Origin of the sequence: Snodgrassella alvi (genome assembly GCF_002777745.1) — a bacterium.
GTDB lineage: Bacteria > Pseudomonadota > Gammaproteobacteria > Burkholderiales > Neisseriaceae > Snodgrassella > Snodgrassella alvi_D.
Window position 1 is genome coordinate 268,265 of sequence record NZ_MEIO01000055.1, and the last position, 25,239, is coordinate 293,503.

General features: G+C 43.5%; 24 protein-coding genes. 8 read left to right on the forward strand and 16 right to left on the reverse strand.

Annotated features, from left to right (window positions below):
• The first annotated feature begins 169 nt into the window (after positions 1-169).
• Together BHC51_RS09645 and BHC51_RS09650 are read left to right on the forward strand one after the other, a co-directional pair.
• On the forward strand, positions 170-1,024 hold the full coding sequence (locus BHC51_RS09645) for a DsbC family protein (RefSeq protein WP_100123365.1): 855 nt from the start codon (positions 170-172) through the stop codon (positions 1,022-1,024).
• Positions 1,025-1,240: 216 nt separating this feature from the next.
• Entirely contained in the window at positions 1,241-1,588 is a 348-nt protein-coding gene (locus tag BHC51_RS09650; protein WP_100153880.1) for a DUF488 domain-containing protein, read from the forward strand.
• 213 nt (positions 1,589-1,801) lie between these two features.
• On the opposite strand, the gene accD is transcribed toward BHC51_RS09650, so the two are convergent.
• From accD to BHC51_RS09715, 12 genes are all read right to left on the reverse strand, one after another.
• A complete protein-coding gene (gene accD, locus BHC51_RS09655; protein ID WP_100153922.1) occupies positions 1,802-2,674 on the reverse strand; it encodes an acetyl-CoA carboxylase, carboxyltransferase subunit beta in 873 nt (290 codons plus the stop codon).
• Positions 2,675-2,743: 69 nt separating this feature from the next.
• Positions 2,744-3,529, reverse strand: coding sequence for a tryptophan synthase subunit alpha (gene trpA / locus BHC51_RS09660; RefSeq protein WP_100098998.1), 786 nt, complete (start codon positions 3,527-3,529; stop codon positions 2,744-2,746).
• Between the two features lie 161 nt (positions 3,530-3,690).
• Positions 3,691-5,052 carry a PFL family protein gene (locus BHC51_RS09665; protein WP_100098997.1) on the reverse strand — a complete coding sequence of 454 codons (1,362 nt, stop codon included), beginning with the start codon at positions 5,050-5,052 and terminating at the stop codon, positions 3,691-3,693.
• A 9-nt stretch (positions 5,053-5,061) separates the two neighbouring features.
• Positions 5,062-5,337 carry an ACT domain-containing protein gene (locus BHC51_RS09670; protein WP_100098996.1) on the reverse strand — a complete coding sequence of 92 codons (276 nt, stop codon included), beginning with the start codon at positions 5,335-5,337 and terminating at the stop codon, positions 5,062-5,064.
• An 88-nt stretch (positions 5,338-5,425) separates the two neighbouring features.
• A complete protein-coding gene (locus BHC51_RS09675; RefSeq protein ID WP_100153881.1) occupies positions 5,426-6,604 on the reverse strand; it encodes an MFS transporter in 1,179 nt (392 codons plus the stop codon).
• Positions 6,605-6,659: 55 nt separating this feature from the next.
• Positions 6,660-7,862, reverse strand: a complete 1,203-nt coding sequence (gene trpB / locus BHC51_RS09680) for a tryptophan synthase subunit beta (protein WP_100102719.1) — start codon at positions 7,860-7,862, stop codon at positions 6,660-6,662.
• Between the two features lie 290 nt (positions 7,863-8,152).
• Entirely contained in the window at positions 8,153-9,364 is a 1,212-nt protein-coding gene (locus BHC51_RS09685) for a hypothetical protein (protein WP_100153882.1), read from the reverse strand.
• Positions 9,365-10,152: 788 nt separating this feature from the next.
• Entirely contained in the window at positions 10,153-10,761 is a 609-nt protein-coding gene (locus BHC51_RS09690; RefSeq protein WP_100098991.1) for a hypothetical protein, read from the reverse strand.
• A gap of 307 nt (positions 10,762-11,068) precedes the next feature.
• The gene (locus BHC51_RS09695; protein ID WP_100098990.1) at positions 11,069-11,701 is read right to left on the reverse strand and encodes a phosphoribosylanthranilate isomerase; all 633 of its coding nucleotides are present in this window, start codon (positions 11,699-11,701) and stop codon (positions 11,069-11,071) included.
• A gap of 39 nt (positions 11,702-11,740) precedes the next feature.
• Complete coding sequence (truA, locus tag BHC51_RS09700) at positions 11,741-12,592, reverse strand: tRNA pseudouridine(38-40) synthase TruA (RefSeq protein ID WP_100153883.1); 852 nt, start codon at positions 12,590-12,592, stop codon at positions 11,741-11,743.
• 772 nt (positions 12,593-13,364) lie between these two features.
• Entirely contained in the window at positions 13,365-14,564 is a 1,200-nt protein-coding gene (locus BHC51_RS09705) for a hypothetical protein (protein ID WP_143558826.1), read from the reverse strand.
• Positions 14,565-15,253: 689 nt separating this feature from the next.
• The gene (locus tag BHC51_RS09715) at positions 15,254-17,617 is read right to left on the reverse strand and encodes a FimV/HubP family polar landmark protein (protein WP_143558827.1); all 2,364 of its coding nucleotides are present in this window, start codon (positions 17,615-17,617) and stop codon (positions 15,254-15,256) included.
• Between the two features lie 377 nt (positions 17,618-17,994).
• Between BHC51_RS09715 and BHC51_RS09720 the strand changes: the two genes are divergently transcribed.
• The 5 genes from BHC51_RS09720 to BHC51_RS09740 are packed head-to-tail and all read left to right on the forward strand — an operon-like array spanning position 17,995 to position 20,824.
• A complete protein-coding gene (locus tag BHC51_RS09720) occupies positions 17,995-18,543 on the forward strand; it encodes a septation protein A (protein WP_100123375.1) in 549 nt (182 codons plus the stop codon).
• Positions 18,543-18,836: a YciI family protein gene (locus BHC51_RS09725; protein ID WP_100098985.1), complete on the forward strand. Its 294-nt coding sequence runs from the start codon at positions 18,543-18,545 to the stop codon at positions 18,834-18,836. The genes BHC51_RS09720 and BHC51_RS09725 overlap by 1 nt, the downstream gene beginning before the upstream one ends.
• Entirely contained in the window at positions 18,829-19,104 is a 276-nt protein-coding gene (locus tag BHC51_RS09730; protein WP_100123376.1) for a BolA family protein, read from the forward strand. Before BHC51_RS09725 ends, BHC51_RS09730 begins: the two co-directional genes overlap by 8 nt.
• A gap of 38 nt (positions 19,105-19,142) precedes the next feature.
• Positions 19,143-20,012 (forward strand): SurA N-terminal domain-containing protein, encoded by an 870-nt coding sequence (locus BHC51_RS09735; protein WP_100098983.1) that lies wholly within the window; start codon positions 19,143-19,145, stop codon positions 20,010-20,012.
• Positions 20,013-20,062: 50 nt separating this feature from the next.
• The gene (locus BHC51_RS09740; protein ID WP_100098982.1) at positions 20,063-20,824 is read left to right on the forward strand and encodes a peptidylprolyl isomerase; all 762 of its coding nucleotides are present in this window, start codon (positions 20,063-20,065) and stop codon (positions 20,822-20,824) included.
• Positions 20,825-20,953: 129 nt separating this feature from the next.
• On the opposite strand, the gene BHC51_RS09745 is transcribed toward BHC51_RS09740, so the two are convergent.
• The 3 genes from BHC51_RS09745 to rlmD form a co-directional block, all read right to left on the reverse strand.
• Positions 20,954-21,388: a GNAT family N-acetyltransferase gene (locus BHC51_RS09745; protein WP_180296478.1), complete on the reverse strand. Its 435-nt coding sequence runs from the start codon at positions 21,386-21,388 to the stop codon at positions 20,954-20,956.
• Between the two features lie 236 nt (positions 21,389-21,624).
• A complete protein-coding gene (locus tag BHC51_RS09750) occupies positions 21,625-22,200 on the reverse strand; it encodes a YceI family protein (RefSeq protein WP_100098980.1) in 576 nt (191 codons plus the stop codon).
• A 179-nt stretch (positions 22,201-22,379) separates the two neighbouring features.
• The gene (gene rlmD / locus BHC51_RS09755; RefSeq protein ID WP_257384802.1) at positions 22,380-23,699 is read right to left on the reverse strand and encodes a 23S rRNA (uracil(1939)-C(5))-methyltransferase RlmD; all 1,320 of its coding nucleotides are present in this window, start codon (positions 23,697-23,699) and stop codon (positions 22,380-22,382) included.
• Between the two features lie 118 nt (positions 23,700-23,817).
• On the opposite strand from rlmD, the gene BHC51_RS09760 reads away from it, so the two are divergent.
• Positions 23,818-24,813, forward strand: coding sequence for a L,D-transpeptidase (locus tag BHC51_RS09760; RefSeq protein ID WP_100153885.1), 996 nt, complete (start codon positions 23,818-23,820; stop codon positions 24,811-24,813).
• Positions 24,814-24,848: 35 nt separating this feature from the next.
• Here the strand turns inward: BHC51_RS09760 and BHC51_RS09765 are convergent, their stop codons facing one another.
• Positions 24,849-25,175, reverse strand: a complete 327-nt coding sequence (locus BHC51_RS09765) for a GIY-YIG nuclease family protein (protein ID WP_100153886.1) — start codon at positions 25,173-25,175, stop codon at positions 24,849-24,851.
• Positions 25,176-25,239: the final 64 nt, after the last annotated feature.

Consider the following 25,239-nt stretch of genomic DNA (forward strand, 5'->3'; position numbering starts at 1 on the left):
CAATACAGCTATGGCGATAACAGATTTCAACCCGTCTAGTTTCAGAACTGTTTAGCAGCAAAATAGCGACATTTTCCACACAATAACTTTCATGCTATCGACAGCTTATGCATAATAGCAGCATATAATTTCAAACTATTCATTAACTAAGAGTAAAAAACATTTCAATATGAAAAAATCCTTCTTATGGCAATGGCTTGCCCCCCTGCTCGCCATACCTTTTATCGCATCCTGCAACGGCACTCCTGTACAAAATACCGGCTCCGCTGCCAGTGCTGCCTCTGGCATTAACGCATCTGCGGCCAGTAACACAGCCACTGAAATCAGTCAGGCTGTCGATGCAGCTACCAGTAAAAAAGTTAGCGAAAATCTGACTAAGAAAATGCAGAAAGCATTCACACTCAAAGGTGCAGAATTAAACATACAGAGTGTTTATACCACCCCGTTTAAAGGCATTTATGAAGTTGTAATTACCGGTAATCAGATTATCTATACCGATGAAAATGCTGATTACATCATACTGGGCAACCTGCTTGATCTGCAACACCATAAAAACCTGACCGAACAGCGTTTAAGTGACTTGTCCAAAGTAGACTTTGACAAACTGCCATTGGATAAAGCCATCAAAGAAGTTCGCGGTAACGGACAGCACATCATGGCTGTATTTTCTGATCCTGATTGCCCGTTCTGTAAAAAGCTTGAAGAAGAAATCGCCCAGATTGATAACGTTACAGTCTATACTTTCCTGATGCCCGTACCCGAACTGCACCCGAAAGCACAGAATAAATCAGTACAGATATGGTGTCAGAAAGATCGCACCACAGCCTGGACTGCCTGGATGCGTCATAACAAAGAACCCGCTAGCGTAGCCAATTGTAACAATCCGGTTGCTGAAACCATGAAACTGGGTGACAAATTGGGCTTTACTGGTACCCCTACCATAATATTTCCGAATGGTAAGACCATTTCCGGCCTGATGCGTAAAAACGACTTAGAGCAGGAACTGAACAAAAACCAAAAATAACCAGCATTCATAGCAAAAAGCAGCCAGTTATGGCTGCTTTTTTATTCTGCTCACAATGCAGTAATTACTTTCAGTAATAGCATTTATCGAAACCTGCACCAACAACTTCACTCACATCATTCGCACATATTTTCAACAATCATTGCCGCGATAACAGTTGTCACAATATCCTTCAGAAATTATTATTAATCATTTTAAAAACTCAGCACAATAGCCATGTATAGCGTTCAGCGTGTTTACACTTACCAACACCAGCAACCGGCCGTATTAATTGACCGTCTGTGGCCACGTGGTATCAGCAAAGCCAGATTAAACGGTGTGGAATGGATGAAGACCGTTGCGCCTTCCAGCCAGCTACGGCAATGGCTGCATCAAAGTCCGGCCAGTCGCTACAGCGAATTCTGCCAGCTCTATCAGCAAGAACTGTATCAGCCACAACAGCAGCAGGCATTACAAACACTGCAACAACAGCATCAGCAGCACCAACAATTATGGCTACTAACCGCAGCTAAAGACATTACACACAGCCACATACCTATATTACTGGCGCAATTACAGACATAAAGCAAAAATTTATACCGTTCTTCCCACTCCGCAAAAATCCGGCTACAACTGCTTGATAAAGTATGTCTGACAACATCATCCAGAAAAACACATCTCAGTTTACATTTCTGCCAAATGCACACATATTTCAACCCGTCAGGCAAACAAAAGCGCCCTGAAACAATATTTCAGGGCGCTTATAGTTAATCATTCAGTTCAGCAGACAAATACTCATCAGGCTGCATCGGCACTGGCTTGCGAGCGTAGCAAACCAATTAAGCGCACAATGCGTTCCTTCAATTCACGCCTGTCGACAATTTGATCAACTGCCCCTTTATCCAGCAAAAATTCCGCACGCTGGAAACCTTCAGGCAACGTCTCACGTACAGTCTGCTCAATTACCCGTGGACCAGCAAAACCAATCAACGCATTCGGTTCAGCCAGCACCAAATCACCAATAAAGGCAAAGCTGGCAGATACCCCACCCATAGTTGGATTTGTTAATACTGAAATAAACGGCAATGATTTATCTGCAAGCAGATGTAATGCAGCACAGGTTTTAGCCATCTGCATCAGAGAATTCAGACCTTCCTGCATGCGTGCACCACCAGAGGCAGCCACACAAATAAAAGCACAGTTATGTTTCACCGCCTCACGCACACCACGGACAAAGCGTTCACCTACAACCGACCCCATCGAACCACCGATAAAGTTGAATTCAAACGCAGCTACAACCACCGGCATACCATTCATGGTGCCACGTACCACCACCAGCGCATCATCTTCCTGTGTTAGTTTACGTGCTGCACTCAAACGGTCAGTATATTTCTTACTGTCACGAAATTTCAGAATATCAATCGGCTTAATATCAGCACTGATTTCATACTGTTTAGTCTCATCCAGCATCATCTGGATACGTTCACGTGCCGAAACCGGATTATGATGTCCGCACTTCGGACACACTTCCATGTTTTTCTTCAAATCCGTGGCATATAAAGTTGCCGCACAAGACGGACATTTCTGCCACAACCCCTCAGGGATACCTGCAGATTTAGCCACAGGATCTTTTTTAATCTTGGGTGGTAGGATTTTATCTAACCAACTCATTTTTTCATTCCCGGTTATTGCCAGCAACCCGTAACAGGCTGCCATGCAGAATTAGGACTTCTACGCAGATTATTCCAGAGCCTGCCTGAGCTCAGAAACCACAGGTGCCAGAGCTTCAGCCTCACAGCCGGCATGCTCAGCTATCGTCTGCACAAAGCGGCTGCCAACGATTACCGCATCTGCTATCGCCCCGATACAACGGGCACTGTCAGCATCACGAATGCCAAAACCTACACCAACAGGCACCTGAATAAACTGGCGCAAATGATCAATTTTACGCGAAACTTCAGCCGTATCCAACTGTGATGAACCAGTTACACCCTTGAGAGACACATAATAAACAAAACCACTGGCCTTGCTGCCAATCAGCTTAATCCGCTCATCAGTTGTGGTTGGTGCAATCAGAAAAATACAGTCTAGCCCATTTGTCTGCAACTGGGCATATAAATCATCAATCGCCTCTGCCGGACAGTCCACCGTCAGCACCCCATCCACACCAGATTGTGCAGCAGCCTGTGCAAAGCGCTCATAGCCCATACGATAAACCGGATTCAGATAACCCATAAGTACCACAGGCGTAGTCTGATTCTCCCGCCTGAATTGAGCCACCACCTGCAATACATCTGCCAGAGACACATTCTGGCGCAAAGCACGTTCAGCTGCAGCCTGAATAACCGGACCATCCGCCATCGGGTCAGAAAAAGGCACGCCCAGCTCAATAATATCCGTACCATTGGCTACCAGCGTCTGCATCAGTTGTAATGTTGTTGCCAGATCCGGATCACCACATGTGACATAAGAAACCAGAGCAGTACGACCATGCAACTGCTCAAATGTCTGTTGAATTCTACTCATTTCCGTTCTCTATTCATTCCCGCATACAGCAGTGACATGTCAGTACCAGACAGACACCAACTACCGCCTCTCCTTACGACCAGACGCATAGTATCTGCCTGCAACACTACCAGTGCTGATTCTCATAGTCTGCATCATAACATGCAGAGCCGGTACAACCCTTAATTTTTCATTGCCTGTACCGGCGCAGGCACACGCCCGCCACGATTGATGAATACCTCGCAAGAACCAGATTTCACTGGCATAACCGGAGCACGGCCAAGCAGTCCTCCAAACTCAACATAATCGCCCACATCCTTACCGGTAACCGGAATAACCCGCACTGCCGTAGTTTTACTGTTAATCAGCCCAATAGCCGCTTCATCAGCAATAATACCAGCCAGCGTACTGGCCGGCGTGTCTCCCGGCACAGCAATCATATCCAGCCCTACCGAACACACAGCAGTCATCGCTTCCAGCTTATCCAGCGTCAACACACCGGCTTCTACCGCAGCTATCATACCTTCATCTTCCGATACCGGAATAAACGCGCCACTCAACCCTCCCACAGCACTGGAAGCCATCATGCCACCTTTTTTCACCGCATCGTTCAGCAATGCCAGCGCCGCAGTTGTCCCGTGGGTTCCGCAGACACTCAATCCCATCGCCTCCAGAATCCGAGCAACACTGTCACCCACAGCAGGTGTCGGCGCCAGAGACAAATCCAGAATCCCAAAAGGAATACCCAGCATCTTACTGGCTTCATGCCCAATCAGTTCACCCACACGCGTAATCTTGAAAGCAGTTTTCTTCACCAGCTCGGCAACTTCAGTCAAAGACAGCCCTTGCGTATTCTGCAACGCAGCACACACCACACCCGGTCCTGATACCCCGACATTAATCACACAATCCGCCTCACCTGCACCATGAAAAGCACCGGCCATAAACGGATTATCTTCTACAGCATTACAAAACACCACCAGCTTGGCACAACCAAAGCCTTCCGGCGTTATCGCTGCCGTCTGCCGGATAGTTTCACCCATCAGCCGAACTGCATCCATATTGATACCGGCACGGGTAGAACCAATATTCACCGAACTGCATACCACATCAGTACAGGCCATAGCCTCAGGAATCGAACGAATCAGCACCTCATCCGCAGCACTCATACCCTTGTGTACCAGCGCAGAAAAACCACCGATAAACGAAATACCAATAGCTTTTGCAGCCTTATCCAGCGTCTGCGCAATCGAGACATAAGAATCTGCCCCAGTAGCCGCACCAATCTGAGCAATCGGAGTTACCGCAATGCGCTGATTCACAATCGGTACACCATATCTCGCAGACAACTCAGTAGCCGTCTGCACAAGATTCTTACCAACCCGAGTAATCTTAGCAAAAATCTTCTCATTCAAACGGTTAATATCCGTATCAATACAGTCATGCAAATCAATGCCAATAGTTATCGTACGTACATCGAAATGCTGGTCAGAGACCATATGTATAGTCTCCAGAATTTCATTATTCTGAATAGAAAACGACATCAACAACTCCTAAATCCGGTGCATAGCATTAAACAAAGCCTCATCCTGCACACGAATGTGCAAACCTCGTTTTTCGCCCTCACTATCCAGCAACTCACAAAACTGTAAACGCGGCAAAGTGCATCGTTCAGTATCCAACAAAATAATCATAGTGAAATAATCATCCATTAACTGCTGGCTGATATTCATAATACTAACCTGATGTTCTGCCAGCAGCGTGGCCACCTCAGCAACAATACCAATACGATCTTTACCAATCACTGTCATCACAGCACGATTAGACATAAAACAATCCTATTCACAATAACAATTACAAACCAGAGCAGGCCATACAAACCACTTGTCCGGTTCACACCAAACCGACCATACACACCTAAGACATATGTTCACATTTAAACACCAGCGCACACAGCAAAATCAGCAGCGCAATCACACCACCCAACAGCGCCACCCCATTCCAGCCATAATGTGCATAAGCCATAGCAGAAGCAAGTGAACCGAGTACCCCGCCAATAAAATACATACTCATATAGCCAGAAGCAATCCGGCCTTTCAGCGCTGGATCTGAACGATAAATCAGCGACTGATTACAGATATGCAAAGCCTGAATAGCAAAATCCAGCAATATCACACCACCAATCAGCGCCCATAAATGCGTTCCGCCTGCATACAGCAACGCCCAGCTAAATAGAAACAACAGCGCACAAACCACCGTCATCCCATAAGTACGGCCTTTATCGGCTGCCCAGCCACCCACATTCGAACCAAATATTCCCAGTGCACCAAATAAACCAAACAGACCAATCGTACTTAAACTGAAATAATAAGGAGCATGACTCAGCAACAGCGTCAGCGGTGTCCACAACACCGAAAACAGGCAGAAATCTAGCGCTCCCAACACACCACGCTGACGCAATAACGGCGTACACCATAACAACGACCACACCGATACCAGCGTCTGCCAGTAACCCAGCGCACTGCGCTCACGCTGCACATAAGGCAATTTCAACTGCAAAATCAAAGTCATCAGCACAAGCATTGCCGCACCCAGCACATAGACCATGCGCCAGCCCCACCAGTGAGCAACCAGACCGGAAAAAGTACGTGACAGCAAAATACCAAGTAAAAGCCCGCTCATCAGCGTACCAATCACCCGCCCGCGTTGTTCCGGTGCAGTCAGACTAGCAGCCAGCGGCATCAGAATCTGCGCCACCGTACAAAAAGCCCCTACCAGCAGCAGGCCAGCAACAAACAGCCATAAGCTTGGTGCCAGCGCAATCAGCAGTGCACTGACACTTACCACCGCATACAGCGACACAATCAGCTTTTTGTTATCCAGCAAATCGCCCAGCGGCACCAGAAAAATCAGCCCGAGCGCATAAGCCAACTGCGTCAGCGTAATCAGCATCCCGCTGCTGGCAACATCCAGACCAAAATAGCGTGCCATTACCTCAATCAGCGGAAATACAAAATAATTACTGGCCACTGCCAGACCGATGGCCAGAGCCATCAGAAAAATCTGCACAGAAGACAGCTTAATACTCTTACTCATAAACCCAACAAATACCTACTATCCGATCTCACTAACGCGCAGTAGCTCAAGTAAATCACAGACTGATTCCGTCCAGCCGGGCAACCGTATTGATATCCTTATCACCGCGGCCAGACAGATTAACCAGAATTACCTCATCCCGACTCATTTTCGGCGCATTGGCTACTGCCCAAGCCAGCGCATGGCTGGATTCCAAAGCCGGAATAATACCCTCCTGATGGCACAGCAAATGAAAAGCCTCCATCGCTGCTTCATCACCCATTGCCTCATACTGTACCCGACCAATATCATGCAGCAAGCTGTGCTCTGGACCGATACCCGGATAATCCAGACCGGCAGACACAGAATGAGTAGAAACCACCTGCCCATATTCATCCTGCATCAGATAACTGCGAAAACCATGCAATACGCCCATCGGACTATTCGAACTAATAGGAGCCGCATGCTGCTGACCTGACAAACCTAAACCACCAGCCTCAACCCCAACCAAACGAGTTTCAGGCACATTAATATAAGGATAAAACAAACCTATGGCATTTGAACCGCCGCCGACACAGGCCACAGCCACATCGGGCTGCCGGCCAATAGCTTCCTGCATCTGCGCTTTCGCCTCATTGCCAATAACACATTGAAAATCGCGCACCATCTCCGGGTATGGCATCGGGCCCGCCGACGTACCAATAATATAATAAGTATCATCTACCCGCGCCACCCACTCACGCAAAGCTTCATTCATAGCGTCTTTCAGAGTACACGAACCAGAATCCACCCCTACTACCTGCGCACCCAGCAGCTTCATCCGGTATACATTCGGTGCCTGACGCCGGATATCTTCCGTGCCCATAAACACCGTGCATTCCATACCAAAACGCGCCGCTACCGTAGCCGAAGCCACACCATGCTGCCCGGCACCAGTTTCAGCAATCACCCGCTTTTTACCCATCCGCTGCGCCAGCAAAGCCTGACCAATCGTATTATTAATCTTATGTGCACCAGTATGATTCAAATCTTCCCGCTTCAGATAAACCTGTGCCCCACCCAAATAGGCAGACAGGCGACGGGCATGGTAAACCGGGCTGGGACGACCCACATAATATTTTAAATCCTCATGGTACTGCGCCCAGAACGCCGGATCAGCCTTCGCTGCATAATAAGCCTGCTTCAATTCAGTTAAAGCCGTAATCAGCGTTTCCGACACAAACAGCCCACCATGCTCACCAAAAAAACCCTGTTCATCTGGATAGTGATAATTTTCCATATTTCATTCCATTGAGCAACAATTTACCCGCAAAGTAAAACTATTCAGCCATATTAACATTTTTTAAATTCATTATCCTGTTATCCATACTCAAGCCAGAATAAATAAAACCATTTCACCCGGCCAAATAACAACAAAATCCCAGTTACCGCCAACCTGACAGTTGACTGACAACGGGGATTTACCCATATCTGCTTCAAGTACACGAATAATTCAGATTAGCAACAGTTGAAACAATATTTATCCAGTCTGAATACACGCACTATAACAAACATGCATAATTAAAAAAATTAGTTACTGGTTTTGCGATATCTGATACCCAAATCTCTGGCCAGCGTTTTGGCCAGATCATCCATCTTCTTAGCTTTGGTATTGCCATATATTGAAAAATACTCAAACAACAAAATTTTTTGTCTTTCTTTTGTTGCAGTTAAAACCAGATTAACCGACCTGCCCGTTAAAATATTACCTTTCTTAATAGTCGTCAGCATACTATCGGATGATAAACAATAACGAGTTTCACCTTTGATAGCATTGCTGATAGTTATGTTTTTTTCTGCTCTGTTAAGAATAATATATTTTGCTACTCTGCCTTGGCTTTGATTACATCGATACCAATGAAAAAGAAATAATAGCGAAAATACCAGAATAATCAAAATAATAATTAAATCTCCACTAGAATTATGGTTTCCGAAATAACCCCATGCACTAAGGGTTACGCAACCTAATCCCCAGAAAATATAATTTTCTTTATCACTCTTTAATACTTTATCAGTAATTCTATATTTTAAAAAAGGATAGACAGGCCACTCAATAATATTCTTGTTATGCTTCAAATCATTATTAATTGTATTAAAAATCTCTTTAGCATTACAGTCAAAATATCGAATACCTAAATCTTTTGCTAATAACGCCGCTACAGCATTCATCTCCCGTAAGTCTTTTGAATAATAGCCCCCTTGATATTCCAATAAAAGAATATGTTTATTTCGTTCTGGTATGGATAAAAACAGATTGATTGTCCCAGAATATCCATAAACCAGAGCCTTTAAAGCATATAAATTCCAGTTGCTTCGCAGCTGATATTGTTCTTTATGTCCATTGATAGTGACTATCGTCAGCAATTTCCGATACCGATCCAGAACAACATATTGTGCTAGCTTAATTGACATGCTTCTAGTATTTAACAATACAAAACATATAAGAAACCCAGAGCTAATAATAACAAGCCAACAAGAAATCCAATCTGTAGCAGTCAACCCACTTTCTGTAATCTTTTTCAGAGACATAAGTAAAAAAAGCCAACAACCAGTACTCAATATCATACACAAACATAATAGATACCTAATATCCCGATCATCCTTTTTTCCTTTCAGTTTAGGATATACTGGCCATTGTAAAATTGATTTATCATTTTTCAGCGCCTCCCGAATCTGTTTAAGAATCTGTCGCGAATTTAACCTTTGTCGTTTCTGCCCTATCTTTACATTACTCCAATCCACCAATAAATTCCCTTTAACTGGTATTAAAACTAATTAATTTAAACAATTGAATTTCTGTATCAAAGCAATCTAACTATTATTCGCCTTTAAACAACACCCTAATAACATATGCAGTTAAGATTATTAAAATCTTCTAATTTTAACCGTAATAACATCTTCCACAATTCAAGAGAACACTAGAATTTGAATATTTCCATAAAATAAAGACATAAATTACTTATATTATTTATATAAAACTATTGTTGCAACAGCACAAGTAGCTTAGCTGAAATTTTGCCACACCTGATGCCCAAATCTCCAGCCAAAGCTTACATTTGCGCTCCCTGAACATGACGCTAAATACCCGAATACGCCCACGGCACTACCTTTTTTCGCATTCTAATTGCAGGTAGCAGCAAATTAACTGATTCTCAGATTCAAATATTACTTTGAACAGCTACGTTTTACGCACTGAATAAAACCGAATAAACCAGATATACATTGAAATTTATCAATACAATAGTAAACAATACAAAAACCGCATTCAGCATAGTTGCAGCAATAAAGATATCAAACAAAAAGTAGTTACCAATACAGTAATTTATAACAAACATTGCAGCCAGCAAACAACCGCGCCTTACTTCCCTCTCAAACAGATTATCTTTTCCGTGTAAATCAGCATATCCCTGTCATTGCAGTATTATTGTTCATGCTCCGGCTCTTCCCTGATAGTTCTGAGCACTGTTGTACTCTGCGTATAATTATCATCTCCCTTGCCCAAAACCTGCGTAGCCAAATACCACTAATACTCAATATACTTTATTGATAGTATAATCCTGTGCACGGATAAGATTCAGTTCTTTAGCAAGAATATCTGCCACCTCAATCAGTTGTTTCAAAGCGCAATCATCACAGAAAAAATACTCAAACAGGATTTCAGCAGTTTTTAGATTTTCATTCTTGATTACCAGCCTACCTCTGCGCCAAAGTGGTGGTTTATGTGATGAAACTTTACACCCATAAGGTAAAGCACACTCAACTCGGATAAAATAATTATCGGTAAGCTGGTGCTGCCTAATCTGATATTGCCCATTGCTTACAGTAATCGTTCTATTTTTACGATCCAGACTGACTAAATGAGATTCCTTTATAGCACAGGTTTTCTTATTATTATGCATCCATATCGCATAAATAATGATTGTAATAAACAATACTGCAATCGAAAGACTATAAATAAAAAGTAGCTCAGCGATAAAATACAAACTAAATAGAATTACAGTCCAAATACTAAAACACTGGCCTGTCCATTTAAATAATTTGGAAAATCGTACCGGACAAGATTGCCACTCAATTACCGGCTTTTCTGACTGCACATCTGCTTTCATCTGTAAAAAAACTTTATGCTCAGAAAGATTCATTCTTCTCCTTATTTTTTAACATTCTACCCATAATAAAACCGTGAAATTTAACCAACTAACAATTAAAATATACACAACTGTTATTAATACATAACTCTTATAGCATAACACTCATATCAGTAACAGCAACAAGCTGAGCAGAGGATAAAACAAGCAGCATAATTAAAATATTTACCATCAAGAAAATATAAAATCGGTGTGCATTTTAAATCGATTAATTAAAATTATTCTGAACAAGAGCTTTAAGAAACAGCATAAGCATATTCTTATAAGATAATAAATATTTTCTGGAGCTACAGCACAAATATTAGTCCACAGACAGCCCGAAACCATTAATCGCAGCCATCAACGCCTGCATCTTTTGCCCGTCCTTAATTCCGGCAGCCAGCTCCACCCCACTGGCTACATCAACAGCCTGCGCATGACTTTGTCTGATCGCAGAAACAATATTTTCCGGATTCAGCCCGCCCGAAAGAATCCACTGCCGATCCAATTGTCGCGGCAACATCTGCCAGTCAAAAGACTGCCCCGTACCACCATATTGGCCAGCAACAGCCGCATCAAATAGCAATGCACGCGCATCCGTATACATAGCTGTAGCAGCTTCAATATCTGCCGTATCGCGCACCCGTATCGCCTTAATATACGGACGCTGAAACTGGCGGCAGAATTCAGCACTCTCATCGCCATGAAATTGCAGTACATCCAATGGCACCTGCATCAATACCTTCTGTACCTCGGCTGCACTGGCATTAACAAACAAACCGACTACCGTAACAAACGGCGGCACAGCACGCGCAATTGCCTGTGCCTGTTCCACCGTAACATACCGTTTACTGCCGGCAAAAAAAATTAATCCGATAGCATCTACGCCCAGCTGTGCAGCCAGCAGTGCATCTTCAACCCGCGTCATCCCACAAATCTTGCTTCGAATTTTCATATCCAGCCCTTTTCAAAAATCAGCCAGCTACAAGCCGTATTAATTCAAATACGGCCACAACCATACAGGCAAAGCGGCCGTAGCCACGCCCCATTGTTGCGGGTAATCCACGCCGGTAAGATACAGCCCATCTGGCATAAACGTTGGTGGTGCCAGACGCCGGCTTTTCGCTGCTACCAATTGAGCAAAACCAGCCACACTCAGCTTACCGGCACCCACATATACCAGAGCACCCACAATATTGCGTACCATATTGTGTACAAAAGCACTGCCATGAAAATCAATCGCCATCAACTCAGGGCTACCAGCAAGACGTAGCTGATATAAGGTTTTTACCGGCGATTTGGCCTGACAGTCACTCGAACGGAAACTAGAAAAATCATGCTCACCAATCAGCATCTCAGCGGCTTCACGCATCAAATCCATGTTCAAAGGATAGTGCGTCCAGCCAACCCGACCACGCAATTGCGGCATACGCACCCGGCTAGATTCAAGCATGTAGCGGTAGCGACGTCCATAGGCATCAAAGCGGGCATGAAATTCAGCTGCTACCGGCTGCGCTCTCACAATACGGATATTCTTATCCATTGCCGTATTTGTCCCACGTAACCAGGCCTCCGCACTACGCTGCGCATAAGTATCAAAATGCACAACCTGTCCCGTAGCATGAACACCAGCATCAGTGCGCCCGGCCACAACAACATTAACCGGTTCAGCCGCAATAGAGCTTAAAGCATCTTCCAGTACCGACTGAATAGTATACAAACCGTCCGGCTGTTTTTGCCAACCATGAAATGCACCACCATCATAAGCCAGTGTCAATGCCCAGCGCTGCACAGGTCGATTTCCATCAGCTTTGTTCGCCGAGTGTTCTACAACATTAGCAGCCATTATTCTTCCTAACCCACACTAATTCACACCAACAAAATGCATTATTATCGCATAGCCATCAACTGCTTTCACGCCCATAACCAACCAGTCTGTAACTTACACTAACACCGTACCGGTTTCATGTCGCCCCTTCATCCTAACTTACACAGTATTGAATACAAAAAACTTCTCGCAAGCCTGCGCATTTTCCGCTTGTAAAAAAACATTCTACGGACTGCAAAAATACCATCGCAGCACAGATATATCGAATAACAACTCCAAATACCTCAAAAAGGCTCATTCCGCCACCTGACATCAACTCCGAAATTCAAATAAATAGCCTAATGGCGATTGCAGATATTAATATCATTCTAAATGACGTAACAGAACATTATCTGAAGTAATACATGCAACTGGCTTACATATCAGCGATATGGTAAACCCGCACTATTTAAATAAATTTGACCTACCAAGCAGTTCACTGAGCATCATCGGTAAGGGCACAACAAACAAAATAATACCCATTGATGAAGAATCCATAGGCTCGTTGCAGTATTACGGCAACTAATCCAGCCCAGTCCTACTTAAAAATCGCACCTGTAATGCATAATCTCAATTTATATTCATATTGCTAACCCACGCCTACAAGCAAGTGGTACCACAAAATCATCCGTAAAGCTAAAAGCCATATCAATCAGAAAATGCCAGCACATAGCAGCACTGGCATTTCCAGAACAAGAATTTATTCAATTGAGAAATAAATAAAAACCAAATTTTAATAAATTGATATTATTTATTTTTGAAATAGAACATTTTTTCTGCTGGATTCTAGAGTAAATTTAGGGTGAGACCTATAATCAAAATAAATCCAGAATGAATTATTCATTTTTTTATTCCCAAGTAGTCGACGAATTTTCAGATCATCCATGATGAATCCATTTATTCCATGCATTGCAAGTAAACGACCATGATCATCGAAGTAAAAATCCGTTATAGCAGAATCATATTTAACTTTATCCAGTTTCTCACGAATTTCATCCAATAATTCTTGCAAAGCAGCATAATCTTCGTTCTCTGATTTATCAGCTTGACCACTCAAACCTGCATCACGTTTTTCTGATTGTTTTAACAGCTCATATAAGCTATCAAAAACAGCAACAGCCGCTATCTGATCTTGCTCTCTAGTGGAGTTAAGTCGAACTCGATAACGAGCTCCTAATTTCTTACCAGCCTCATCTAACGATAAATAAACAAAAGCTTTTTTATCATAACTGGCATAACCATCGTCAATTGCCTTTGGAATAGCATGTATTAATTCCTTCAATGGCAACCTATTTGTCCATTCAGGGAATGTTTTTACAACATATGGTTCTTCATAAATTTCGACCGGTTTCCCTATTAATATACTGCCGATAACATTAACAAAAGGTCTAATTGCTCTTATATCCGTAATCAGCACTTTTTTTTGAAAATCTACCTGCATAGGCATCTTGATCGAAAATAATATATTTGATGCCTCATAACGTACTTCAGGAATTAATTCAAATTTTCCATGAGGAATATCTATTGCTCCGCTAAATGGAACAGTCGTTTTTTTTGCAAAAAAGCTTAAAGTCCCGTTCATCGACCTATTTTCATAGTCACAATCTTCTGTAGAATTACCATGCGCACAATAAGACTCTTTATTTTCCTTAGCATTTATTTTTGCTTCATGTTCTTTTCCAACAGACCCAGATGAAGATGCAGAATCCATTGTCTGTATCTTACGGCTTAAAACTTGATCATCTACCTTATCAGCAAGTTCTTTTACCTCATCCTGATCAGCCAACAATCGAATCTGACCATTAAAATTAAACTGATTATCATGAAGAAACTGACGCTGTATTCCATGCCGAACCAGTTTATCCGGCGCTTTATTACTCACTGTACTACATGCTGACAGCACCAGCGCTATCACCATCCATATCACTCTTTTACCAGTTACTAATCGCATATACCATTCCCATATTCATCAAAAACGTAGTCATTTTAATCAAATTAATATATATTAACAATTATAATACAGGAAAAAAACACAATATTGTTCTGATTTTTATCAGTAAAATATTTTTATTACATAATCATCCTGTAACATTAATGACCAAATACATAAGCAGCCAGCTACATCACACAGCCATATCGAATAACGAGAAAAAACAGCATAACAACTGGTTCCAATTTTTTATTATTAATCAAAAACTAATACAAATTTTAATTAATACCTGAAATTATATTTCTACTATAAACATATATTCATATTACTAACCATCATGAGAAATATCACAATAACCTGAAATTACCAGACATCTTGCCTGCCTCTGCCAAACATCTGCAAACAACTTTCAGTTACCTGTTTTTTATCACACCCATATTTAATGCATGACAACTATTACATTTACGTTAAAATATTGAAATAAAGTAGAAAATCTGGTCATACCTAAATCAAATACAAAAGTAGTTCACAAAATCAGACTTAATCACTGTCAGAAATTATTAAAGAGAACTCTATTTCCAGACAACAAGATTTAAATACAACACGCAGATTCAGAATAAATAAAAAGACTGAATCCTAATACAGGATTCAGTCTTAACCAGACACAGAAACATCTCACGTCTGGCAACTAAAATAAAATCAATGTAAAACTAGCCACCCAACTGCTGCAACAGATTTTGAGCTTCTGCCAATATCACACCATTGGCTTCGTCAGTCAGCTCTCTCAAGGTCTGGCGTGCAGTAACCGCATCATCCATTTCAAGATACATTTTTGCCAGTTCCAGTTTTGCCTGTAGCGGAACGGCCTGTTGCTCCGGAGTCAAAGGCTTATCAGTTGATTCTGATTCAGCTGATTGTTCCAACCAGTCCTGAGCACCACTTCCAGTAGCAAATGAAGAAGTCGGAGCTGTAACAGTAGCTGAATCAACATTATCTGTAGCAAAAGATACAGCCTCATCATCCAACGTAAAGTCCATGGACGGAATTTCATGCGCATCAGCTTCAACTGCTGGCGTAGAGCTAGCCGCCGAGGAAGCAGGTTCAGCCATTGACTCGTCATCACTGATACCCAATGTTTCCCAGTTAATATCTGTTGAAATTGCATCATCTTCTGCCCCAGATACATTCTGCTCATGTGGCATTGGAGTTTGCTCTACAGCAGAAGGCACTTCAACCGCAGGCGTAGTATTCTGTTCAGATTCATTATCAAACTTGAAATCTTCATCCCACTGCAAATCAGCCAAATCATTTAGCGCATCAACTTCTGAAGCAACTGGTTCAGACTGCGGTACAACCTGAATAGCATCCTGATTTACCTCTGCCTTAAACTCATCCGGCTGCGGTTCCTCAGCCACTACCCACTCAAAATCTGTATTACCTGCTACTTCTTCCTGAGGTGCAACAACCACTGATTCATGTGAAGTCAAGACTTCCGGCTGTTCTGTCGCATCAATCTGATCCAGCCAAGACAAATCGTCACTATTATCCTGCTCAGCAGTTGACGGCACTGCCGTATTTGCCGACACGGCAGGAGTATCATCCGTAAAATTAAAATTCAGCCAGTCAGTATCATTCTCTTCCTGCTTATCCGCAACTGGTGCAGTTTTAGGATGTTGAGTTACAGCGGCCACCTTATTCGTATCGCCTGCTGGCGCATCAGCTTTAGCAGGTGTATCTGATTCGGCACTATTCAGCCATGACCAATCATCGTCCTCCGCTGCTGCACTAGTGGCAGCAGCTGCCGTAGCTACCGCAGCTGCTGATGCAGCTTTAGCCGGTGTAGCCGGAACAGATACAGATTGCTCAACCTTAGGCGGTTCAGCATCAAATACCACATCATCATCTTCATCATCAGATGAATAATCATCGTCATACTCATCATTATTGCGTCTTTTACGCGCTTGCCAGAGTAAAGCAGCAATTAACAGGATACCACCCACACCTGCCAACGCATATGGCCACCACGCAGGAAGCATAGATTCTTCTGCCGGCTCTTCTACCGTTGGCGGTACCTGATTAACTTTAGGTTGTACCGGAGCAGCATTTACCACTGATGCTGCTGATGCAACAGGTGCTGAAGCCTGAACTGGTGCAGATGCTTGTACTGGCGCAGATGCCTGTACAGTTTCTGTTCTGGCTTCTGCATCCTTAGTTTGGGCTGCTTTATCAGTTTCAGGAGCGATAGCATTTCCAGCCTTATCAGCACCGGCATCTGCCTTAGCCTGTTTCTGTGCCGCAGCATTTTCCGCAGCACCCTGTGCTACTGGCGCTGCCGATACCGGCGCATTATTCTGAGCAACATCTGCCGGTTTTTGAACTGCTTTGATTTTTACTTTAGATAATTTATGCAGTTGTGAAGTAGATGGAATATTCAGGCTGATACCACGATACATAAGATCTGGATTGCCATTGCGGAAAGCGTGCGGATTGGCAACAACCAGAGCATGCATAGTCTGCTCAAGACTCATTCCCTGAGGTCGTACCTTGCGTGCAACATCCATCAGTGTTTCATTATTGTCTACATGATATTTCACCACTGCACTATCAGAGGCCAGCCCGTTTTGCAGTGCCACAGCAGCCCGAGCAGATGACTTGTCTTTCGCAGACCGAACCGGCTTGTGCTGCTTGTTTGCTGTCTTACTTGCTGCTTTGCCAGCTCCTGCTGAACCATGACGGTATTCAGGAGGATCAAGTAATGCAGTATATTGCCGCCCCTGACTACCGGCACTCAGACTGAAAGACAGCATTGGATCGCGAACAGGCTTACTGGAACGCAAATGAATCACAGCATTTTTTCCTTGTGCCGTTACGCGTACCTGCAACGGTGCCCCCGAAACCGCTGGCCGACTCCGTAAAGCAGCTCTGGCTTCATCTCCAGTCACAACTACACTGCCTGAAAACGGCTCGCCCAAGGCCGAATTAACTTGTAAGCTCCCCAGCCCTGCCCATGCAGGTGCACTGGCTAACATACATAAAGACAGTGCGATGATTTTTAAATTATTTGCGTTCTTCAATCCCGTACCCTCACCGGTAATGCACCATTGCCATCAGGCGCGTGCCTATTCAATAAGATAATTTCTACAAGTGCTCTAGAATGTAACTGATATTTAACGTTCACTAAACCTGTTTTTATATTATCTCACGCTATAATAGCTTTTGCGATACTTTAATGCCAAGTTACCTTTACATGTTTTGCATTCAAAGTGCACTTATCTGTGGATATTTTCAGACGAACTATTACTAAAAAAGCCTGAAACCAATATACAACAATAGTTAAAAATTGTTTAATACCTTGCTTTAACAGGTGCCAAGTGTAAAAACTCAGGGTATCATAGTGATTATCTCACGCCTTATTAATCCAAACCAGAAAAACAGATATCCAGTCCTAATAATGAAAGCAGTATTTGAATTCTTGGTAGTCATTCTTTTCTTTGCTACCTACGTTTTAACCAAAAATATTATCCTTGCCACTGAAGTGGCCATTGTTGCAGGCATTATTCAGGCCGCATGGTGTCTGTTTAAATACCGTCGCCTGCAAACTATGCAGTGGATTAGCCTATTACTGGTAGTAGTAATGGGCGGTGCCACAATTGTGTTTAAAGATCCACGCTTTATTAAATGGAAACCTACAATACTATTCTGGTTTATGGCTATTGGCCTGTTAGGTTCGCATATATGTAACAAAAATGCCCTAAAAAGCACTATCGGTAAGGAAATTACATTGCCAGAAACAATCTGGCGTAAGCTTACCTATGCCTGGGTTATTTTTCTGCTGGGTTTAGGCGCACTTAACTTATGGGTATTCTTAAACTTTTCCGAACAAATTTGGGTGAACTACAAACTCTTTGGCAGTATTACACTAATTGTTCTTTTTACCATAGGCCAATCTATTTACATTAGCCCATATATTAAAACCAATATCAACAAGGATGAGTTGTAATGCTGTTTATGTTAATGGCTACTGATACCGATAACAGTCACGAAGCACGTATCAAGGCACGACCCAGACATCTGGCACGTTTACAGGAACTACAGGCACAAAACCGTTTGGTTCTGGCCGGCCCCAATCCACTGCCAGATAATGACAGCCATTTTTCCGGCAGTCTAGTAGTTGCAGACTTCGACTCACTGGATGAAGCACAGGCATGGGCAGAACAAGATCCCTATGTTGAAGCCGGTGTATATGAAGAAATTCTGATTCGCCCTTTTAAAAAAGTCTTACCCAATGACTGATATTGAAATAGCCATTCGCACACGCCTGCAACCTCTGGCACCGCTGCATCTAGAATTGATAGACGACAGCCATTTACATGCTGGACATACAGGCCATCGCGGTGGCGGGCATTATCGCCTGCTGGTAGTCAGCAATATCTTTACCGATTTATCACGTCTGGCACGGCAGCGCAAAGTTCATCAGCTACTTGAAGATTTATTTAGGACAAATACCATTCATGCCTTAAGCATCAGGGCATATACCAACAGCGAATATTTAACTAGGTAATCATTCATTTCTATCCACTTAATCAAAGAGAGTTAATCATGAAAAAACCATTAATTGCTGCTGCCATCATGCTCGGATTAACCGGCATTGCCGCTGCTCAGACTGTAGTTACTGTTAATGGAACCAAAATTGACAGTAAAGAAATTGACAATCAAGTAAACATACTGGTTAAAGAAAGCCAGAACAAGATTCAGGACTCACCAGAGTTACGCAAAAGCATCACCAACCGTCTGGTGACCCGCACCTTACTGATTCAGGCTGCCAAAAAACAGAACCTAGATAAAGATCCTGAATACCTGAATGCATTGAGCCAAGCTGAAGCAGAAGCCAAACGTCTGGGCGATGATAAAAAACCCGGTTTTAACGAAGAATGGGCTTTCTTCAAAGACAACCTGCTGGCACAAGCCTATCTGGCCAACGTAGTCAAAAATAACCCGGTAAAACCTGAAGATGTACGCAATGCCTACAATGATATAGCAAAGTACTACAGCGGAACACAGGAAGTACAACTGGGTGAAATCCTCACCCGCGATACAGACACAGCCAATAAAGCAATTGCCCAGTTACAAGCGAAAAAAAGCTTTGCTGCAGTAGCCAAAGAGTACACCATCGATCCGGCTGGTCGAGAAAGCGGCGGTATACCTAAAGACTATATTGCTATTAAAGATCTGCAAGAAAATGCCACACTGGTTTACAACGCCATTAAAGACCTGAAAAAAGGCCAGTACACCACAACACCAGTGCAAGGCAACGGCAATATTTACGCCGTATTTTACATAAACGACAAGCGCAGCATTAAACTACCAACCCAGAAAGAAATGGAACCCATGCTGTCACGCCGCATGCAAAACGCCACAATGGCCCGCGCCCTTGACGAACTTTACAAGAGTGCCAGCATTAAACAATAACTTTAATTCTGACTATGATTAATCAAGACAGAAAATAAGGAATACTCAACATGAAAAAAAGCATAACCTGGCTGGCTGGCTTAAGTATCATGGCCGCAGGACTCGCTTTTGCCGATGCACCGCAAATCGACAGCCAGCGTATTAACATCATGCTCAAACAGTTTGAGCGCCAGATGCAAGCACAGCAGCCGGGTGCTCCTGTGCCAGATAAAGCTGAAATTCAAAAAGAAATTACCGTGCGCCTGCAAACGGCTGAAATCTTAAAAGCCGAAGCCATTAAAGCAGGGCTGGATAAACAGCCTGAAACACAGGCCGCATGGCAAAACGTACAGGCACAATTCTATGCTGCCCAGTATATAGAGCATCTGACTGCTAACATCGAAGTAAAAGACAGCGATTTGCGCCGGCAATATGAACAGGTTAGTCAGGAAATCAACTTACTGCCAATTGTTTTCCCAAGCAAAGAAGCTGCCGAAGAAGGCTTAACCAAGCTGAAAAAAGGTCTGCCATATGAGACATTGCTCAAACAGGTCAACCCTGAAGCACCAGCCAGCAACTGGATGTCTCCACAGCAGTTGCCACCTGATTTTGCCCAATTAGCTTCACAACTGAAAAATGGACAGATTTCACCTAATGTCATCACCATTAACGAGCATTTCATACTCCTGAAACTGGCCGGTATGCGTCAGTCACCTAATGCTCCCGCATTTGATCAGATAAAAGATCAGCTACGTGAACAAGCCAAACAGCAAAAAGTACAGGAGCAGATCACTCAGATATTGCAGAAAAATGGCATTAATCTGAACGAATAAAATCTGCTGCACAACAAAACCGGTACAAACGTACCGGTTTTTATCTAAGCTCAATACCAAATCACCCAGTCAACCAACTACAGACACAAAAACCACCACTATTAACCTGATGTACCTTACATAGCCTTATTATTGTGGCTGATACAACATCTGTACATAAGGTATTCCATCAGAAATATAAGGTGCACCCTGTATTTGAAAGCCATGCCGCTGATAAAATTTAAGTACCTGACGATTTGATTCTATTTTAATTGGATATTCAGCATAATTATTCCGTGCATAATGCAGAATCAGCTTAATCAACTGATCCCCCATCCCCGTACCACGAACACTCGAATGCGTCACAAACCGGCTGAAAGTAAAGTGAACTCCGGCCAGAAACATACGCGCATAGGCCAGTATCTGCCCGTCACACTGATAATAAACATGCTTAGCCAATAAATCCCAATCATCCAGCTCCTGATAAATCCGCTGTTGTTCTACTATAAAAGTATCAATACGCAAACGCGCAATGCGATAAAAATCATGTGACGAAAGTTCGTTAAAATTCCTGATACACCACATAAACCCCTCCACACTCCTTGTTAACGACATAAAACTGATTAGCTACATCCACATCCTAAACCACAATACACAAAATACATTAATATAAAATACTCAAATCAACCTACAAACAATACCACAATATCTGCAAAAACAGCCAAATCAATACCATTATATCCAGCAAAAATAGTATAAACCAAACAGCAAAACGGATTATCTGCCTACAAAACAGATAATCCGCAAAAAAACAATTAATCTTACTGTCTGGCAGCCTCAATTTGAATATTCAGCTTAACATATCTACTGGCAGGCATAGCTGTCAGATACTCATTAATTCCCCACTGAGATCGGTCAATCACAGCCTCAAAATCACCACCACACATATAAGCATGATTCATCGGACTTTTATAACAATTAAACTTAGTTGCCCGTAAAGTAACCGGATGAGTTTGTCCAACCATAGTTAACTGACCACGTAAGGCTCTAACCTTACCATGATTATCAAAATTCCAATTATGAGACACAAAGCGCATAGCCGGATATTGATCAGCATTAAAAAAAGCCTTACTTAGCAGATGTTCATTAAACTCACTGCGTCCGGTATCCAGAGTACTGAGCGGAATAGTAATATCTACAGCCCCGGTTTTCGCACCCGCATCATATTGCAGTTCACCACTCAGATTATAAAAGCCGCCCACATTACTGGAAGTTGCAAAATGGTCGAGCATAAAACGCGCATTAGTATGCAATGGATCAATCTTATAATTCGCAGCCACAGCAGGCAAAGTTATCCCCAGCAAAGTTACCATTAAAATACCGGTTAATCGATTCATAACTAAACTCCTCTAAAATATATATATCTGATGGCCACCATATTAACTTGAATACCAATGCAACAAAATCCCGCAGCGTAAAAATATTATTTCCTCAAAAGAAACAATTCACAGATAGTCATACATATTTCACAACCAAACAAGCCTGCTTATTTAAGTGGCAAATAACTAATAATCTACTATCGCCAGTCAAATACCGCCATAGACTCAACATGCGCAGTTTGTGCAAACAGATTCATAATACCGCCGGCACGATAAAAATAGCCACGCTTCACCAACAAGCCGGCATCACGTGCCAGAGTGGCCGGATCACAGGAAACATAAACAATCCTGCTTGGCATCTGCCGGTCTTCCAGTTCACTTAAAGCCAGTATTAAAGCCTGAGCACCGGCTCGCGGAGGGTCAAGCAACCACTTATGAGCATATCCGAACCGACGCAGACGCTGCCCACTCATAGCAAAAAGATCAGCCTGCTGAAAGCGCGCTAACTGCGCCAGACCATTGTATTGCGCATTACCGCGGGCACGCTGGCACATAGCCTCCATACCCTCCACACCAACAACCTCCGCCTGCATCCGGGCAATCGGCAAACTGAAATTACCCAGCCCGCAAAACCAATCAATAATCCGCTCACCAGCCTGTGGCTGTAACCACTGCATAGCACGCTGTATCATCAGCTCATTGGCAGCCTGATTAACCTGCGTAAAATCTTCAGGCTGATAAGGAATCTCAAGCTGATATTCAGGCAAATCATAAGCCAGTACAGGTGTCACCGATGCCGATTGCAAAGTCGTAGTACGCCCCGTCTGCAACCACCACTGCCACAAACAACCACTTTGCTGTTGCAACCGCACCAGCAAACTATCAACCTGCCTCCGCATTGTCTGGTTAACCTCACCGCAAACTTGCAAAGTAAGCGCAATAACCTTATTACCCCGATGCAGCATAATGCCTTGCACACAGCCTACAGGCCAGCTTTGCAATAAAGCCTTAATCGGATTCAAAGCCTCAGACAACTCCACAGGCAACACCAGACAACCATCAATATCCACAATTGCATGAGATCGCCTGGCCTGAAAACCCAGCATCAGCCGGCCATCTTCATACACAGCACGCAAACGTACACGTTCACGATAATGCCAGGGCAAACCATAAATTGGCGGCATCAGCTCATCTGGCAGAACCTTGCCCAAACGTCGCATCTGATTCAGCCAGGCACGCTGTTTCAGCGCCACCTGCGTCGTAAATTCAATATGCTGACTATTACAGCCACCACAATGTACATAATATTTACAAGGCGGCTGTACACGCGCATCAGCAGACATCAGCACCCGGCTAATTCTGCCTTCAGAATAAGATTTTTTCACCCGCACCGGCTGCCACTCAACCACCTCACCCGGTAAAGCCTCGTCAATAAAAACCGCCTTACCGTCTACCCGGGCAACACCACGCCCCTCTTGATTCCAATCAACAATCTGAGCTATAAACCGTTGTTCCAAATCGTAACCTCAAGCCAGAAAAATAGCCATAAATAAACTTAATTATGTTTATTTTCTCACATTGCAAACAAATTACGTTATGATTATATTCACATTGCCATACTGGATTTTCAGAATAATGTTGAAACCACTATTTTATGTACTGACTACTACCATCATATCTGCAAGTGCCTGTGCTGCCATACCAATGCCAGACTATGCCGTACCCAGTCAGGGACAGCAGGTTATCCTGAATATTCCCCAACTACGGTTATTCCTATTTCAGGATGGAAAATTAATCAAAACCTATCCAATGACAGTAGGTAAAGCGAGCACACAAACACCATTAGGTGAATACAAAATTGGAGCAAAAGTTACCAACCCTACATGGAGCGTACCGCGCAGCATTCAGAAAGAAATGGCTGCAAGCGGCAAACCAGTACAGACATCAGTACCGCCCGGCCCCAGTAATCCTCTTGGTCCAGTATTTGTCCGTCTTGGCGCCCCCCGGCTGGGTTTAGGTATCCATGGTACCAACGTACCCAGCAGCGTACCCGGAGTGCGTAGCCACGGTTGTGTACGTTTACGCAGCCCGAATGCACTGGATTTTGCCGCTGCCGTACAAAGCGGTGCAGATGCCGCAGTAATTTATCAGCAGGCTTCAGTAAACACCGATGAACAAAACGACATCTGGATTGCCGTTTACCGCGATCCCTATAACAAGCGCAGCCTAAACAAACAACTATTAAATCAAAGCATCAGCTCATGGGCAGAACAACACCAGCTCAATATAAATCAGAAGCGCTTAAACAATGCCCTGAGTAAACCAGCCAATACCTTAGTCTGCCTCACTTGTAATGCAGGCAAAACCAAAGTCAGCGGTAACCTGAGCTCACTGCAATGGACGAGTGGTGTAGGAGAAATCGTTGAATTAAACTATAACAAAGCCACAAACACCAGACCACAACAGGAAACTGCACCCGAAAGCAGCAGTATTGAAGTTGATGAAGACACAGATGACACACCCAAACAGAACATCACCCCACTACATCCAGACACAAGACCAGCCAGTCAGCAGCCTGCACCAGCAGGCAGCGTATCAACACCCAACTCAGATTTTGATACACTGATGTAAACCGATATTATCAGGCTGTGCAACGGGCTTAAAAATTAAGCCTGAGAGAAAAAATCTTCCAGCGATTGCCATAAAACAGCCTTGTCTGCTGCCTTAAGCCGCTTTAGCCGATACTCACATCGTGCTGCTGCGGCTTTAGTTATACCCACACAAACCAGACGCATCTGAAGTGGCGGATACATACGCGTATAACGCGCACCATTTCCCGAACAATGAGCCTGCCAGCGCCGTATCGGCCGGTTAGTTATTCCACAATAAAACGCACCATTAGCACAATACAGCAAATAAACCGCCCAATCAGCATTTACCTGCGGCAAAGGCGGCAACGCAGCCAGAATAGATACCGATAAAACCAATTTCATTGCCCAGACATTCCCGCCTCAACACTCCAGATAATATTATAACGGCCAGCCAAGTAGCCTACCC